The sequence below is a fragment of the Herbaspirillum rhizosphaerae genome (assembly GCF_001189965.1).
In the GTDB taxonomy this organism is placed as follows: Bacteria; Pseudomonadota; Gammaproteobacteria; order Burkholderiales; family Burkholderiaceae_D; genus Herbaspirillum; species Herbaspirillum rhizosphaerae.
The window spans coordinates 114,857-128,770 of record NZ_LFLU01000002.1 but is presented as its reverse complement, the minus strand read 5'-3'; the positions used below and the strand labels follow the sequence as shown (position 1 = coordinate 128,770).

General features: G+C 59.4%; 13 protein-coding genes. 5 read left to right on the top strand and 8 right to left on the bottom strand.

What is annotated here, in order from left to right:
- Positions 1 to 411 precede the first annotated feature (411 nt).
- Entirely contained in the window at positions 412 to 1,716 is a 1,305-nt protein-coding gene (locus AKL25_RS03335; RefSeq protein ID WP_050476235.1) for an MFS transporter, read from the top strand.
- 194 nt (positions 1,717 to 1,910) lie between these two features.
- Here AKL25_RS03335 and AKL25_RS03330 read toward each other — a convergent pair whose 3' ends face one another.
- Genes AKL25_RS03330 through AKL25_RS03320 form a run of 3 tightly spaced genes read right to left on the bottom strand, consistent with a single transcriptional unit; the run spans position 1,911 to position 4,528 of the window.
- Positions 1,911 to 3,134: a pyridoxal phosphate-dependent aminotransferase gene (locus AKL25_RS03330; protein WP_050476234.1), complete on the bottom strand. Its 1,224-nt coding sequence runs from the start codon at positions 3,132 to 3,134 to the stop codon at positions 1,911 to 1,913.
- Between the two features lie 56 nt (positions 3,135 to 3,190).
- Positions 3,191 to 3,850, bottom strand: a complete 660-nt coding sequence (locus AKL25_RS03325) for an RraA family protein (RefSeq protein ID WP_050476233.1) — start codon at positions 3,848 to 3,850, stop codon at positions 3,191 to 3,193.
- A 15-nt stretch (positions 3,851 to 3,865) separates the two neighbouring features.
- Positions 3,866 to 4,528, bottom strand: coding sequence for an RraA family protein (locus AKL25_RS03320; RefSeq protein WP_050476232.1), 663 nt, complete (start codon positions 4,526 to 4,528; stop codon positions 3,866 to 3,868).
- 131 nt (positions 4,529 to 4,659) lie between these two features.
- On the opposite strand from AKL25_RS03320, the gene AKL25_RS03315 reads away from it, so the two are divergent.
- Positions 4,660 to 5,583, top strand: a complete 924-nt coding sequence (locus AKL25_RS03315) for a LysR family transcriptional regulator (protein ID WP_050476231.1) — start codon at positions 4,660 to 4,662, stop codon at positions 5,581 to 5,583.
- Positions 5,584 to 5,639: 56 nt separating this feature from the next.
- On the opposite strand, the gene AKL25_RS03310 is transcribed toward AKL25_RS03315, so the two are convergent.
- The 5 genes from AKL25_RS03310 to AKL25_RS03290 all read right to left on the bottom strand — a co-directional run bounded on the left by AKL25_RS03310 (position 5,640) and on the right by AKL25_RS03290 (position 9,606).
- Positions 5,640 to 6,365, bottom strand: coding sequence for an amino acid ABC transporter ATP-binding protein (locus tag AKL25_RS03310; RefSeq protein WP_050476230.1), 726 nt, complete (start codon positions 6,363 to 6,365; stop codon positions 5,640 to 5,642).
- A 56-nt stretch (positions 6,366 to 6,421) separates the two neighbouring features.
- Positions 6,422 to 7,081 carry an RraA family protein gene (locus AKL25_RS03305; protein WP_050476229.1) on the bottom strand — a complete coding sequence of 220 codons (660 nt, stop codon included), beginning with the start codon at positions 7,079 to 7,081 and terminating at the stop codon, positions 6,422 to 6,424.
- A 46-nt stretch (positions 7,082 to 7,127) separates the two neighbouring features.
- Positions 7,128 to 7,814 (bottom strand): amino acid ABC transporter permease, encoded by a 687-nt coding sequence (locus tag AKL25_RS03300; RefSeq protein ID WP_050476228.1) that lies wholly within the window; start codon positions 7,812 to 7,814, stop codon positions 7,128 to 7,130.
- 7 nt (positions 7,815 to 7,821) lie between these two features.
- Positions 7,822 to 8,556, bottom strand: a complete 735-nt coding sequence (locus AKL25_RS03295; protein WP_050476227.1) for an amino acid ABC transporter permease — start codon at positions 8,554 to 8,556, stop codon at positions 7,822 to 7,824.
- A gap of 117 nt (positions 8,557 to 8,673) precedes the next feature.
- Complete coding sequence (locus AKL25_RS03290) at positions 8,674 to 9,606, bottom strand: amino acid ABC transporter substrate-binding protein (RefSeq protein WP_420840696.1); 933 nt, start codon at positions 9,604 to 9,606, stop codon at positions 8,674 to 8,676.
- Positions 9,607 to 9,990: 384 nt separating this feature from the next.
- Between AKL25_RS03290 and AKL25_RS03285 the strand changes: the two genes are divergently transcribed.
- The 3 genes from AKL25_RS03285 to AKL25_RS03275 all read left to right on the top strand — a co-directional run bounded on the left by AKL25_RS03285 (position 9,991) and on the right by AKL25_RS03275 (position 13,886).
- Positions 9,991 to 10,683 carry an RraA family protein gene (locus AKL25_RS03285; RefSeq protein ID WP_050476226.1) on the top strand — a complete coding sequence of 231 codons (693 nt, stop codon included), beginning with the start codon at positions 9,991 to 9,993 and terminating at the stop codon, positions 10,681 to 10,683.
- Positions 10,684 to 10,753: 70 nt separating this feature from the next.
- On the top strand, positions 10,754 to 11,419 hold the full coding sequence (locus AKL25_RS03280; RefSeq protein ID WP_050476225.1) for an RraA family protein: 666 nt from the start codon (positions 10,754 to 10,756) through the stop codon (positions 11,417 to 11,419).
- A 505-nt stretch (positions 11,420 to 11,924) separates the two neighbouring features.
- Positions 11,925 to 13,886, top strand: coding sequence for a diguanylate cyclase domain-containing protein (locus tag AKL25_RS03275; RefSeq protein WP_167541850.1), 1,962 nt, complete (start codon positions 11,925 to 11,927; stop codon positions 13,884 to 13,886).
- The last annotated feature ends 28 nt before the right edge of the window (positions 13,887 to 13,914 follow it).

The following is a 13,914-nucleotide window of genomic DNA, read 5'->3' as shown; positions in this document are numbered from 1 at the left end:
TCAGCGTCACGGGCAAGCAATAACAAACTCCGTATCAAGAACAATATGCCGACAGACTTGCTTTGTCGGCAAATCATGCCGCCATCAAAATACATACCGACGTTTTTCAGCATTAAATGCCGTTGAAATTCCTATAGCTTCTACTCAATAACCAATACAAAAGAGCTAATCAAGGAGATTTCAACCATGCTATTTTTTTGCCCGCATCAATTGCCCACTCATACCAAGCGTACGAAGAGGGCTGCACTTCCTCCCCTCGTTTGCCGGCACTGAATTGCCCATCCGCAAAGCAGGCACTCACAACACATCCACTTGAAGCATCGCCGGCGGTCACGCCGCATCGCGCTCGCCGGTTTCTGCCGGCGGCGTGCGATTGATCATCGACATCAAAAATCATCCGGAGGAGAAATCATGGCAACACACGACACCGCGCCGCAAAATGCGTCGCACACCAGGCCGGTCATGGTTGCCGCGCTAGGCAACCTGATCGAATACTACGACGCCTTTGTCTACGCGGCGTTTGCACTTTACTTCGCACCCGCATTTTTCCCGAACAGCGACGTCGTCGTGCAGCAGATTTCCGCCGCCGCGCTCTTCGCGGTGTCCTTCGTCATGAGGCCGATAGGCGGCGTGCTGTTCGGCCTGCTGGCCGACAAGTTCGGGCGCAAAAGCTCGCTGCTTCTTTCGGTCGCGGTCATGAGCGTGGGCTCGCTGATGATCGCCATCCTGCCGACCTATCAGAGCGTCGGGATATGGGCGCCGATACTGATGGCCCTGGCGCGCGTCATACAAGGCCTGAGCCAGGGCGGGGAATACGGATCGAGCGTCACCTACCTGAGCGAGATCTCCGGCAAACATCGCCGCGGCCTGTTTTCCGGGCTCTGGTACATGACCTTGCTGGGCGGCCAGCTGGTGGCGTTGATGCTTTTGCTATTGCTGCAGAGTCTGCTCTCGGTGGAGGAGCTGAGAAGCTGGGGCTGGCGGATTCCGTTCGCGGTCGGCGCGGCGCTGGCGATTTTTGCGATGTATATGCGCAATGGATTGCCGGAGACGGAGCAGTTCAAAAAAGCGGAAAAGAAAGGGACCACTAAAAACCCCTTGTCGACGTTCATTCTGCATTGGAGGGAATGCCTGCTGGTGGTCGCGTGGACTGTCGGCGGCACGTCCGCCGTATGGACCTACACCACCTACATGCAGAAGTTCATGCGACTGTCGGTCGGCCTGAGCGAATACCAGAGCACACTGGTATCGGGCGGCGCACTGCTGTTCGGCATCCTGCTGCAACCCGTATATGGCGCCATCTCCGACAAGATCGGACGCAAACCTTTGCTCATCTGGTTCGGCGTACTGGGGACATTCGGCACCTACCCGCTGCTGAGCGCGTTAAAAGACACGACCAGCCCGTACACGGCCTTGCTGCTGGTGTGCCTGGGCTGGGTCATCGTCACGGGTTACACGTCTGTGTCGGCAATCGTCAAGGCAGAACTTTTCCCGACCGCCGTCAGAGCGCTTGGCGTTGGCGTCCCTTACGCGCTCACGGTTTCGCTGTTCGGCGGCACCATCGACATGGTTGCGCTCACGTTCAAGTCCCTGGGGCATGAGACCTTGTTCTTTGTCTATGCGTCCGTGTGCATCGGCATTTCCCTGATCTTCTATGTCTTCATGAAGGAAAGCAAAGAGGGATCGCTGCTGGAGGTGGAGACGCCTCATCAATAGATCCGGCGACGCCATCGGCTCAGCGGAGTCGGTGGCGATGTTCAGGAAGGTATTCAGGGAATATGAGCGGCAGGTCCGCCACACAGGCATGACACGGCATTCAGGTCTTGATGAGTGCTTCGTTTTGCTTCCGAGGTAGAGAACCCGGAAAAAAGGCGGACACGGTCAATGACCGTATCCGCCAAACAAGTGCACTAGCGGAGGGACGAACAAAACTGTCTGATGGCTGCGCATGCGGCCCTGAGCGAGGTCTCATGCAGGGCATAGGCAATACGCACGTACGGACCGAGTCCGAATGCGCTGCCCGGCATCACGGCGACATCGGCTTCTTCCAGAAGCGCAATGGCAAAGTCTTCATCGGTCTCGATGCGCGTACCGGCCGGCGTCCGCTTGCCGATCAAGTCCTTGCACGACGCGAACACGTAAAAGGCGCCGCCCGGCACAGGGCAGCTCAATCCCGGAATCGCGTTCAGCAATTCCACCAGCAAATTGCGACGCTGCTCGAAGGTGTTGCGCATCTCTTCCAGTACGTCACGCGGCCCGGACAAGGCGGCGGCAGCGGCAAACTGCGACACCGAGCTGGCCCCGGAAGTCTGCTGCCCTTGCAGGTTGGTCATCGCATCGATCAGCCAGCGCGGACCGGCGGCGAATCCGATGCGCCAGCCCGTCATGGCAAACGCCTTCGAGACGCCGTTCATCGTCAGCGTGCGGCTTTGCAGCGCCGGCTCCACCTGCGCCAGCGTGTAGAACCTGGCGGCATCGAAGGTCAGGTGTTCGTAAATGTCGTCGGCCAGGATGAGGACGTGTTCATGCTTCAGCAGCACCTGCGCCAGCGCCTGCAGCTCATCCCGGGTATAGACGGCGCCGGTCGGATTGGATGGCGAGTTGATCAGCAGCCATCTGGTGGACGGCGTGATGGCGTTTTCCAATGCTGACGCCGTCAATTTGAAGCCGTCGCTTTCCGGGCAATCGACGATGACCGCTTTGCCGCCGGACAGCTGCACCATCTCCGGATAGCTCACCCAGTACGGCGCGGGAATGATGACTTCATCGCCTTCGTTCAGGGTCGCCGCCAGCGCATTGAACAGCACTTGCTTGCCCCCAGTGCCGACGATGGTGTCTTGCCAGGTGACGTTCAGTCCGTTCTCGCTGCGGAATTTTTCGGCGACGGCTTCGCGCAGCTCGCGCGTGCCGGCCACTTGCGTGTAGCGGGTATGTCCGGTGCGGATCCCCATGATCGCGGCTTCGCAGATATGCTGGGGAGTCGCGAAGTCCGGCTCGCCGGCGTTCAGCGAAATGATGGCGGCGCCGGCAGCCCGGCGCGCCGCCACCCTGTCCATCATCTTGTAGGTCGCCGACGGCTTGGCGGCGGCAAGGTTTTTGTTGAGCCGTTCGATTGCAGGCTTGACGTCTGACATGGTGATGCTTCTCTCTAAGGATAGGTGTTGGGCTGCATCCGGCGGCGATGCGAGCCTCAAGGGTAAGCGGCGACTTTCTTGAATTCCCCGGTTTTCATCAGTTGCGACAACGGGACCCCGTCGCCTATGGCCTGGATGATCTTGTCCTGTTCCGCCAGGATCGTTTCAGCGAGAGCGACAACCTCGGTCACCCGCTCTGCGGCGATGAATGCCGTTCCGCACCGGTCGGCAATCACGTAGTCATCCTCGCTGACTTCTACGCCGGCCATCATGACGGGCGCACCGGCGCTGATTTGCATGGCCCGGTTGCGCCCGCTGATCATGGTCACGCCGCGCCCGAAGACCGGATAGGCGATCTGCTCGCTGCCGTCGATGTCGCGGCACATCCCGTCAATGACGGAAGCGCGCACCTGCCTGAACTCCGCCGCGTTTGCCAGGATGTCGCCCCACGACGAGACGCCGTGAAGACCGCCGGCGATGACCAGCACGCGATCCTCCGTGACGATCGTTTCGATAACGGGGGAGATCACATGCGCCGTCTGCTTCGCGGCCGTCTTTGCGGCAAGCTGGATGGTGCTTGCCCGGCCGACGATTTTTCCGCAACCCCATAGCGGCCAGAGACCGTATGTGGCGCCCGCCAGACCGAGGATGTCCAGTGCATCGGAAACCGAGTTGGTATCGACCGAGGCCAGCCGGTCCAGGATAGATTTGGACATGGAATTCAATACGGATTACGCCTTGCGCTGCAAGGTGTGATACCCGAGAAGAGCGCGCGCCTCGCCCAGAGTCTTGCCTTCCGCAATATGCTTGCGGATCGCCGATTCGCTTGTCTCGATCTTGTGCGCCAGTTCGGCCACTTCTTGTGCGCGTGCGCGCGGCACCACCACCACGCCGTTCGCATCTGCGACGATAATGTCGCGCGCCACGACGCGCGCCGTGCCGATGGAGACCGGCGTATTGACGCTATCGACCTGGACACGGTCTTTGCCGGTGCGCATGAAACGGCCGCGCGTAAACATCGGATACTGGTCCGACAAGGCGCGATTCACGTCACGGCATACGCCGTCGATCACGGTGCCGGCGATGTTCCGGATCGATGCGTACTGGGACATGATGTCGCCCCACACGGTGCAGTCGGTACGGCCGTCGTTGTCGATGACGATGATGTCGCCTTGCGCCACATCGTCGATGAAATCGCCCACGCTGCCGGGCGGCACGCTGGCCGACACATAGCGCACGGTAAAGGCCGGACCGACGACAGGCGCTACGTAATTATCCAGCGGCATGATGCCGAGGCACTGGCCCGGCAATCCCAGTTTGTCCATCGCATCCGACACGCCGGGCGTATCCAGGCCTGCGAATAATGCGACGAGTTCCTTGTCCTCTTGCTTCATGTTTATCTCCATTAAAAAACTTGAACCGGCGCCTCGCTAAATCAGCGCAATGTGGTTACTATCGGAGCTAAGCAGCTATATGTAAATTCTTATTCTTTTAACGCTTCATTAAGAAATTCCTATAGAAAATCATGATCAATTTCCGACTCCTCCGGCATCTGTGGATGTTCCTCGCGGTCGCTGAAGAACAAAGTTTCAGCCGCGCCGCACGCCGGCTCGGCATGTCGCAGCCGCCGCTGACCGAGAACATCCAGGTATTGGAACAGGCGCTCAAGATCAAGCTCTTCGACCGCTCGCGCAGGGGCGCGCAACTCACCCCAGCCGGGGCGGCGATTTTTCCTTCCGTGAAAAAATTTGTCGAGCAGATGAAGAGCCTGGAGTTCGCCGTCGCTGAAGCGGCAGCAGGGCAAACCGGCACGCTCACGATCGGCGCGATCGGTCTCGCCTTGCTGAACAATCTTCCGCCGGTGCTCGACAAGTTCCGCGTGGACCGTCCGGACATGACCATCGCGGTAAAGGAAATTGACAGCGTGAGCGCCGTCCCCATGCTGTTGTCGGGGGACATCGACATTGCTTTCGCGCGTCTGGAAGGCGACCTGGGACCGACCATCAAATCGGTTCCGCTGGCCGAAGACCGGCTGGCGGTCGCCATCCCGCGAACCCATGCGCTTGCTTCCGCGACCAGAATTCGATTGCCGTCGCTGGCCGCGGAGGATTTCGTGATGTTTGCACGCGAACTCAGCCCGGTGTATTTCGACTGCCTGATCAGCGCCTGCCGGGCGAGCGGATTTTCTCCGCGGGTGCTGCACGAAGTGCGCACGGTGTCGTCCCAGATCGCCTTCGTGGGTTGCGGTCAGGGCATTGCGCTGGTGCCTGCCTCAATGAAAAAGCTGGCGCCCGAAAACGTCGTCGTGCGTCCGCTGAAGGAAGTCGTGAATGTGGTGACGACGGCGATGGCGTGGGATACCTCGCGCAACAATCCTTTCATTGAGCAATTCATTGCAGTACTCACGGCCATGAAACCGACCAGGAAAAATGCTGCGGAACCAGCCTGACAAACAGCTAAAGGTTCCGCAGTCTTTCTTCGTCGCTGTGGCGTGGAAATATCTTCCTAATGAATGATCTTGGCGAGGAAATCCTGGGACCGGCTTGAACGCTTGCTGCCGAAGAATTCATCCTTGGTGCAATCGTCGATGATTGCGCCCTCATCCATGAAAATCACCCGGCTGGCGACGCGTTTTGCAAACCCCATCTCGTGCGTGACGACCATCATGGTCATGCCCTCCTGCGCCAGCGAGATCATCACTTCAAGCACTTCGTTGACCATTTCCGGATCGAGCGCGGATGTCGGTTCGTCGAACAGCATGGTGATCGGATCCATGGACAGCGCACGCGCGATGGCGATGCGCTGTTGCTGCCCGCCGGAAAGCTGCCCCGGAAATTTATCCCTGTGCGCGGCCATGCCAACCCGCGCCAGGTAGGTCGCGGCCTTGTCGCCCGCTTCCTCCCTGCTGCGCCCCAGGACCTTGACCTGGCCCAACAGGATGTTCTCGAAGACCGTCAGGTGCGGAAACAGCTCGAAGTTCTGGAACACCATGCCGATGCGGGCGCGAATTTTCTCCAGGCTGGTATGACGGCGATGCAGCAACATGCCGTCGACACGGATCTCTCCCTGCTGGAACGATTCCAGACCGTTGATGGTCTTGATCAAGGTCGACTTCCCCGATCCTGACGGACCGCACACGACGACGACATCGCCTTTCTTGGCATGCGTCGTGCACGAGTTCAGGACCCGGAAATCGCCGTACCATTTGCTGACGTTGACGATGTCAATCATGCGGTACACCTTTGCGTTGCCTTGTTCACCTCTGACATATCCTTCATCGCCCCCGTTTATTTTTTATAGATCTGGTCGAACTCTTTGTCGTGCATCACTTCCGCAACGGAGCGGCCATTGCGCACCGCCTTGACCATGGCTTCCTGGCGCGCATTGATCTTCTCCGCCAGTTCGATGATGTCTTCCGCCTTGGCGGCTGGAATGAATACCGTGCCGCAACGATCGGCAATGACCAGGTCGTCCTGGTTCACCACTACGCCGGCAAAGGTGATCGCTTCGCCCGAACCGGTCTGGATGAGACGGTTGCGCGCGCTGATCATGGTCACGCCGCGACCGAACACCGGGTAGTCGATTGCCTCGCTGCCGTCGATGTCGCGGCTCATGCCGTCAATCACGGTGCCGCGGATTTTTTTCATTTTTGCCGCATTGGCGACGATGTCGCCCCAGCACGAGATGCCTTCCAGCCCGCCGGCAATCACCAGCACGCGGTCATCCGCCTCGATCTCGGCGATCACCGGGGTGAGCATGTGCACGGTCGGCGTCTTCCCCTCTTTGGGAGCGACCTGGATAGTGCTGGCCTTGCCGACGATCTTCGGGCAATTCCAAAGCGGACGGATGCCGTAAGTCGCGCCGGGCAGACCCATGAAATCCAGCGCGTCGGAGATGGTGTTGGAATCGAGGGCGGAGAGGCGTTCGAGCAATTTTGCGTCGTTCATTTTGTTTCCTTTTGATGAATTTGATAAAAATGGGGTGACCGGTTTTTCAGCGCACAAAGGCCAGACGCCGGTTCAATCGCTTGACCAGAAGAGACAAGGAAAAGCTGATGATGAAATAGACCACGGCGACGAAGAGATACATTTCGACCAGCCGTCCGTCCCGTTGCGCCACCTTGGATGCGGCGCCGACGAAATCCGTGATGGACAGCACGTAGACCAGGGATACGTCCTGGAACAGGATGATGGTTTGCGTCAGCAACACCGGGATCATCATGCGGAAGGCCTGGGGCAGCACGATGCTTCCCATCGATTGCCAGTAAGTCATCCCGAGCGCGTAGGCCGCGCCGACCTGGCCGCGCGGAATCGACTGAATGCCGGCGCGAATGATTTCGCAGAAGTAGGCCGCTTCGAACAACACGAAGGTCACCAGCGACGAGGTGAACGCGCCGACCTGCACCGGCTCGGAAGAACCGATGACCCAGGCGCCCAGGTAGGGAACCAGGAAGTAGAACCAGAAGATGACCAGCACCAGAGGAATCGAGCGCACCAGGTTCACGTATTCGGTCGCCGTTTTGCTGACGATGCGATTGCCCGATAGCTTCATGAGCGCCAGCAGCGTGCCGAGCAGCGTCGCGCCGATCAGGGACAGCAAGGTGAGCTTGAGGGTGAACACCATGCCGACCTGAAACAGGTATACCCAGGATCGCTGTATGACATCGAAATCGAAATTCATGATCCGCTCACTTTGCGTTGGAGATGTAGCCGGGCACCGCGATCCGGTTTTCCAGTTTGCGCATCAGGTTCACCACGATCACGTTGACGATGATGTACAACACCGTCGCCACGGTGAACGCCTCGAACACCTGGAACGTGAACTCTTGCATGGACCTGGTCTGCGCGGTCAGTTCCATCACGCCTATCGTCAATGCCACGGCGCTGTTCTTGATAACGCCGAGGAATTCGCTGGTGAGCGGCGGGACCACGATGCGGAACGCCATCGGCAGGAGCACGTAGCGATAGGTCTGCCCTTGCGTCATACCCAACGCCAGCCCGGCCATGCGCTGGCCGCGCGAGAGCGTATTGATGCCCGCCGACAGTTGCACAGCCACGCGCGCCGAGGTGAAAAATCCGAGGCAGATCACGGCCGTATAAAACGCGTTGTTGGGCAGCGCCTTGATCCAGTCGCCCAATCCGGCAGGCAGGAATTCCGGCACCACGAAATACCACAGGAACATCTGCACGATCAGCGGGATATTGCGGAACAGCTCCACGTAGGCGTTGCCTGCGGCCATCAATGCCTTGCTGGGGTGCGTGCGGATCACGCCGATAAACGTCCCCAGCACCAGTGCGATGAGCCACGCCAGTAATGCGATAGACAACGTCCACCACAAACCGACGAACAGGCTATGCAAATAAGACCCCGTTCCATCGGGGGCCTGCTCCAGGAGAATGCGCCAATTCCAGTTGTAGTTCATAGCTCATGCCGGCATCCTCGCCATCGCCTGCGCGCTGACGCGGATCCCGGTCACCTTTCGTATTTCACATGCGACATGCCGTCGCGTTGCAAAGAACCTGAAGAGATCGCAGGCGCTTTATTTGTAGACTTCGGGATCGGCCGAGTCGGTGGGATGGGCAATCGCCTTTTGCAGCTGAGGCGTCATCGGCCAGTTCATGTTGATGCCCTTGGGCGGAATCGCAGCCTGGAACCACTTGGCGTAGATACGGTTGATTTCACCGGAACGGAAGACTGCGGTGATGGCGGCGTCGACGGCTTTCTTGAACTCAGGATCATCCTTGCGCAAGACGATGCCGTAAGGCTCGAAAGACATCGCTTCCGCGCTGATGCCGTAATCGCCGGGCGACTTGGAGTTGGCCGCCAGGGCGGCGAGGACGACATCGTCCAGCGAGTAGGCGACGGCGCGGCCGGTCTCCACCATCAGGAAGCCTTCGCCGATATCCTTGGAGGCGATGATGTTGATTCCCAGCGATTTGTCGGCGTTAAGCTGCGTCACCTGCTTGATGTTGGTGGTGCCGGCGGTGGCGACCAGCGTCTTGCCTTTCAGGTCGGCCAGCGTCTTGATGTTGGCGCTCTTCTTCGCCAGCAGCCGGTTGGACGTCACGAAGGTGGTGGGCGCAAAGGAGACCTGCTTTTGCCGTTCTTCGTTGTTGGTCGTCGAGCCGCATTCAAGATCGATGGTGCCGTTGGCCAGCAAGGGGATACGCGTCGATGAGGTGACCGGTTGCATCTTCACCGACAGGCTGCTCGCACCCAGTTGCTTCTGAACGGCCGTCACGATCTTCATGCACAGATCGATCGAGTAGCCGATGTACGACTGCTTGTCGTCCAGATAGGAAAACGGCGGCGAGGAATCGCGCACGCCCAGCGTGATGATCTTGGATGCCGCGATCTTGTCCAGGGTCCCTTTTTGCGCGGCGCTGACTTGCAGCGGGGTGGCGGTTGCGATACAGGCGGCAATACAGGTGGCAAGAACCGGCGCCAGTGATGAAGCAGACTTGGTAATCATTTGAATCCCCTTGTGAGATGGCGATGACGTGTTATCGATCTTCTCCACATGGAGACGATCCAGATGTGCAATATCGAAGTTCGCGACGTATATGTAAATTCTCATTTTGGTATGTTTTATATACATAAAACCTATCACTCTCCTTGTGCATCCGGCGTCTTGTTTTAGTGCGCCGCACCAGAATGGCCCTGGCCCGGCGATCTGTTTTGCGTCACGCGACGATTTCTGCGGGATCCGCCTCTCTTCTCTGCTGCCTCCCTTTTTGCTTGCCTCCCGCAGTCGCGCACATCCATAGGCTCTCCGTATAAATGGCTTAGCCGAATAAGAATTTACGTATGGCGCCGACGCGTGCAAAGTGGCTGCCAGGTCATTGGAGGAATTCTTATGCCGTCCCACCTTCTGCTGGCGCGCCTGGCGCGGTTGAACACCGGCGCCGTTTCCGACGCCCTGGACGTCTACGGACTGACCGGCGCGACCAACGGCTTGCTGCCGCTCGGCCATCGCAGGAAGATGGTCGGACAAGCCAGCACGGTGCAGCTTGAAGCGATCGCCAGGCGCAAGGGACAAAGCCATTTTTTAAGCTCCGCGATCAACGCCATCGAAGCGCGCGATCAGATCCTGGTTGTGGCCGGCGGCGTCGACGGCATCGCCTGCTGGGACGGCAGCCTGAATGCGCTGGCGGCGAGGCGCGCCATCCTGGGTTCGGTGATCGACGGGATGTATCGCGAAGTCGACGACGGCACGGCGGACGCTTATCCGGTATTTGGCGCCGGCCTCACCGCCATCAGCGGGGAACGCAGAGTCGCTCATGTGTCCTCCGGCATACCGGTGGTTGTCGCGGGCGTGGTGGTGCACCCGGGCGACTACGTGATAGCCGATCGCTGCGGCACGGTGTTCATTCCGGTCGCCATGATCGAGTCTGTCGTCGCAACGGCCGAGCGCATCTTCCGCAAGAAGGCCGACATCGCCGCAGCGCTTCAAGCGGGCCAGCCATTGCTCAGGCTCATGCCGGAACAGCAGCTGGACGCCGTCTGCAAACCGTCAATAAAAAACACCTGGGGAAAATTTCGCATTTAAAAAATCTGCGCTCCCGGGCGCGCCGGAAACGCCACCTCTGACACATCTTTTTTTCACTCTATCGACACCTATGAACAATTCCGCATTCTTTATCAATCCCTGGGCGCCGGTGGCGTCGAAGGCGCAACTCACCGATCTGGAACATATCGTCGTTTCTCACCTGAGCGACAACCTTCAGCGCATGTCCGGCATATGCGGACTGCAGCGCATCCACCGCTCGAAGAAATTGCTGGGCACCGCGTTCACGGTAAAGGTCCGTCCCGGCGACAATCTCCTCATCTACAAGGCGCTGACGCTGCTGAAACCGGGCCATGTACTGGTCGTCGACGGCGCCGGCCATCCGACGAACGCCCTGGTCGGCGAACTGATCATGCTGTATGCGCAGCAGCGCGGCTGCGCAGGCTTTGTGATCGACGCAGCGGTGCGCGACACGAACGCCTTTTACGAAGCCGATTTCCCGTGCTACGCCAGGGCGGTCAGCCATCGCGGCCCCTACAAGAACGGTCCGGGGCAGATCAATGTGCCGGTCTCTGTCGGCGGCCAGGTCATCAGTCCGGGCGACGTCATCGTGGGAGACGAAGACGGCATCGTTTCGTTTCCGCTGCAAGACACGGAAAAGCTGATTGAAGCGGCGCGCAAGACCCATGCGCACGAAGAAAAAATCAAAGCGGAGATTGCCAACGGCAAGCTGGAACAGGAATGGCTGTCCAAAGTCCTGACGCCGTTTGATTTGTAATGTCGCCGGCCTCGTTCCTGCGAGACCTTGGGCAGGCCGGAACGGCATGGCGGCGCAAGAGGCGGATGGCGCGACGCAAGATGTTCGTCGCCGGAAAAGCAACACCGGCAAGCGGCACAGTCCGGCATCCGTTTCACCTGCGAACCAAAGCGGCCCGAGCTTGCGAGCGCATTTTGATGCCGCAAAGAAAATCCCGGATCGCTTTTCGGTTTGCATCCGCATTGCCTGCATGAAATTTCCTGCCGGCGCCCTGCTGTGCCGACCGCTCCGGCCGCCCGCTGCAGGCTGACACGCGCCGCTGCCGGCGCCGGTCATCCTATACCTGCCGCCGCGTCCGTTCCTGTCCGCTTCCCAGCCAAGCTGAATATTCACGTCGTATCTGGCATTTTTCCCGTCTGTCCGCAATCAAAAAAATTAATTTTTTGATTGCAGAGATCGTTTCCAATTTGCCATGCATGGATTAAATTAGTTCGCATCGTACCGACAGATGTTCCTGGACGAATTCATGCCGACCAAGATTCTCGAACAAGCCTTATTCAGCAAAAAACTTCACGTGGCCGAGTGGCTGGCATTGACGCTTTGCCTGCTGCTGGTGACGTCGATTTTCCTGATTCCCGCCTGGCAGGAACGCGACGCCACGATTGCGCGCGAAACCGAGCGTCTGCAGGAAGCGGCCCAGGTCGTGGGCCAAAGCCTCAGCCGCTCGCTGGAATCCACGAATCGCGCCATCATGAACGTGGTCGGCGATCTGCCGGTCTGGCGCAGCCGGCAACCTGGCTGGGCGGCCGCATCGCAACGGCTGAAGGCGTATTCGGACGCAATGCCCAGCGTGCGCAGCATGCTCATCATCGATGCCAACGGCGTCGTCGTTGCGCAAGGCGCGATCGACAAAGTCCGGCTTCCGCGCAAGATCACGGTCGTCGACATGCCCTTTTTCCGAACGGTGCGCGATCATCCCGATCGCGACACCTTGTATGTGAGCGCCCCGTTCGTATCGCAAGCGGGCGCCTGGACGTATAACGTGTCGCGCGCGGTGCTGACGCCGGACGGAAAGTTTTCAGGCATGGTGGCCGCCACAATCGACCTGGAAGATTACAAGCTGTTGCTGGCATCGGTGCGCTCGGTCGACGATCAATTCATCGCGCTGATACACGGGCAAGGAATCCAGATCATCAACGAGCCGAAGGATTTCACGCCGCAGGGCATGAACGCCGCCGTTCCGGGAACCTTCTTCAGCCGGCACATGCAGTCGGGACGCAGCAGCAATGTCATGCGCGGCGCGACCCCCGCGGTAAAGACGACGCGCATCGTCGCCATGCTCACCCTGCAACCGGCGGCGCTGCATATGGATCAGGCGCTGGTGATCCTGGCCGGCAGGGATGAGAAAACCATGCTCAATGAGTGGCACAGCATGATAAGAGGGCGCGCCGCCTTGCTGGGTCTCATCTGGGTACTCGGCATAGCGGGCCTGTGGGGCTGGCAGAGAAGTCGCCGCCGCGCGTTCAACGAGATACAGCTGAAGATTCGCCAGATCGACCAGATCTTCGAATCGAAGCTGAGCCTGTTGCTGGTGCTCGATCAGCAGGGACGTTGCCTGCGGATCAGCGCCGCATGGGGCAGGCTGATGGGCTGGCCGCTCCATGAACTGATCGGCCAGCCCATCATCAAGCGCTACGCCCATCCGGACGACGGCCACATCGTCCATCAGGTGCAGCATCAGCTCGCGATCTCCGGCGTGGCGCAGAACATGCTCTGCCGGATGAGGGACGCCGACGGCGTCTATCACGATATCCTCGGGCAAGTCGCCGCCCTGGGCGGGCTCATCTACATCGACGCGCGCGACGTGACGAAAGAACGCCAGGATCGCGATGCGCTGCAGGAACTGAACACGCAACTGCAGAGTTCGAACTCCCAGCTGAAAGAAAAAGAGACCGTGCTGCTGCAACTGGCGCAAAGCGATGAATTGACGGACCTCGCCAACCGGCGCAAATTCAACGAAGAATTGAGACGCGCGTGGCTGACTTGTGCGCGGCTTCAGCTGCCGCTCACGCTGGCGCTGATCGACGTCGATCACTTCAAGCAGTTCAACGATCACTACGGACATCTGCGGGGCGATCAGTGCCTGCAGGAGATCGCCCGGGCCATGCGCGCCGTGGTCGGCCGACCGCACGACCTGCTGGCCCGTTACGGCGGCGAAGAGTTCGTGCTCTTGCTGCCGAACACGCCGGAAAAGGGCGCCGTCTCCGTGCTGGAAAAATTGCGCCAGACGGTGGAAGACATGGCCATGGAACATGCGGATTCACAGACCGCTTCCCACATCACCGTTTCCATCGGCGTGGCGACGGTGGTCCCCACTGCCGATGCGTCCCCGGAAGTAGCGCTGCGCGAAGCGGACAAAGCGCTCTATGAAGCCAAGACGCAAGGACGCAATCGCGTGTGCTTTGCTTTCGACAGGGAAGATTCATAATCTTCTTCATAACCGGTTTCACAACCGG

What these genes read in the sequence shown, in the direction of transcription:
- AKL25_RS03330 (WP_050476234.1), bottom strand. Translation starts at nt 3,134, where the DNA reads ATGTCAGACGTCAAGCCTGCAATCGAACGGCTCAACAAAAACCTTGCC.
- AKL25_RS03320 (WP_050476232.1), bottom strand. Translation starts at nt 4,528, where the DNA reads ATGAAGCAAGAGGACAAGGAACTCGTCGCATTATTCGCAGGCCTGGAT.
- AKL25_RS03310 (WP_050476230.1), bottom strand. Translation starts at nt 6,365, where the DNA reads ATGATTGACATCGTCAACGTCAGCAAATGGTACGGCGATTTCCGGGTC.
- AKL25_RS03295 (WP_050476227.1), bottom strand. Translation starts at nt 8,556, where the DNA reads ATGAACTACAACTGGAATTGGCGCATTCTCCTGGAGCAGGCCCCCGAT.
- AKL25_RS03300 (WP_050476228.1), bottom strand. Translation starts at nt 7,814, where the DNA reads ATGAATTTCGATTTCGATGTCATACAGCGATCCTGGGTATACCTGTTT.
- AKL25_RS03335 (WP_050476235.1), top strand. Translation starts at nt 412, where the DNA reads ATGGCAACACACGACACCGCGCCGCAAAATGCGTCGCACACCAGGCCG.
- AKL25_RS03315 (WP_050476231.1), top strand. Translation starts at nt 4,660, where the DNA reads ATGATCAATTTCCGACTCCTCCGGCATCTGTGGATGTTCCTCGCGGTC.
- AKL25_RS03305 (WP_050476229.1), bottom strand. Translation starts at nt 7,081, where the DNA reads ATGAACGACGCAAAATTGCTCGAACGCCTCTCCGCCCTCGATTCCAAC.
- AKL25_RS03325 (WP_050476233.1), bottom strand. Translation starts at nt 3,850, where the DNA reads ATGTCCAAATCTATCCTGGACCGGCTGGCCTCGGTCGATACCAACTCG.
- AKL25_RS03285 (WP_050476226.1), top strand. Translation starts at nt 9,991, where the DNA reads ATGCCGTCCCACCTTCTGCTGGCGCGCCTGGCGCGGTTGAACACCGGC.
- AKL25_RS03290 (WP_420840696.1), bottom strand. Translation starts at nt 9,606, where the DNA reads ATGATTACCAAGTCTGCTTCATCACTGGCGCCGGTTCTTGCCACCTGT.
- AKL25_RS03280 (WP_050476225.1), top strand. Translation starts at nt 10,754, where the DNA reads ATGAACAATTCCGCATTCTTTATCAATCCCTGGGCGCCGGTGGCGTCG.
- AKL25_RS03275 (WP_167541850.1), top strand. Translation starts at nt 11,925, where the DNA reads ATGCCGACCAAGATTCTCGAACAAGCCTTATTCAGCAAAAAACTTCAC.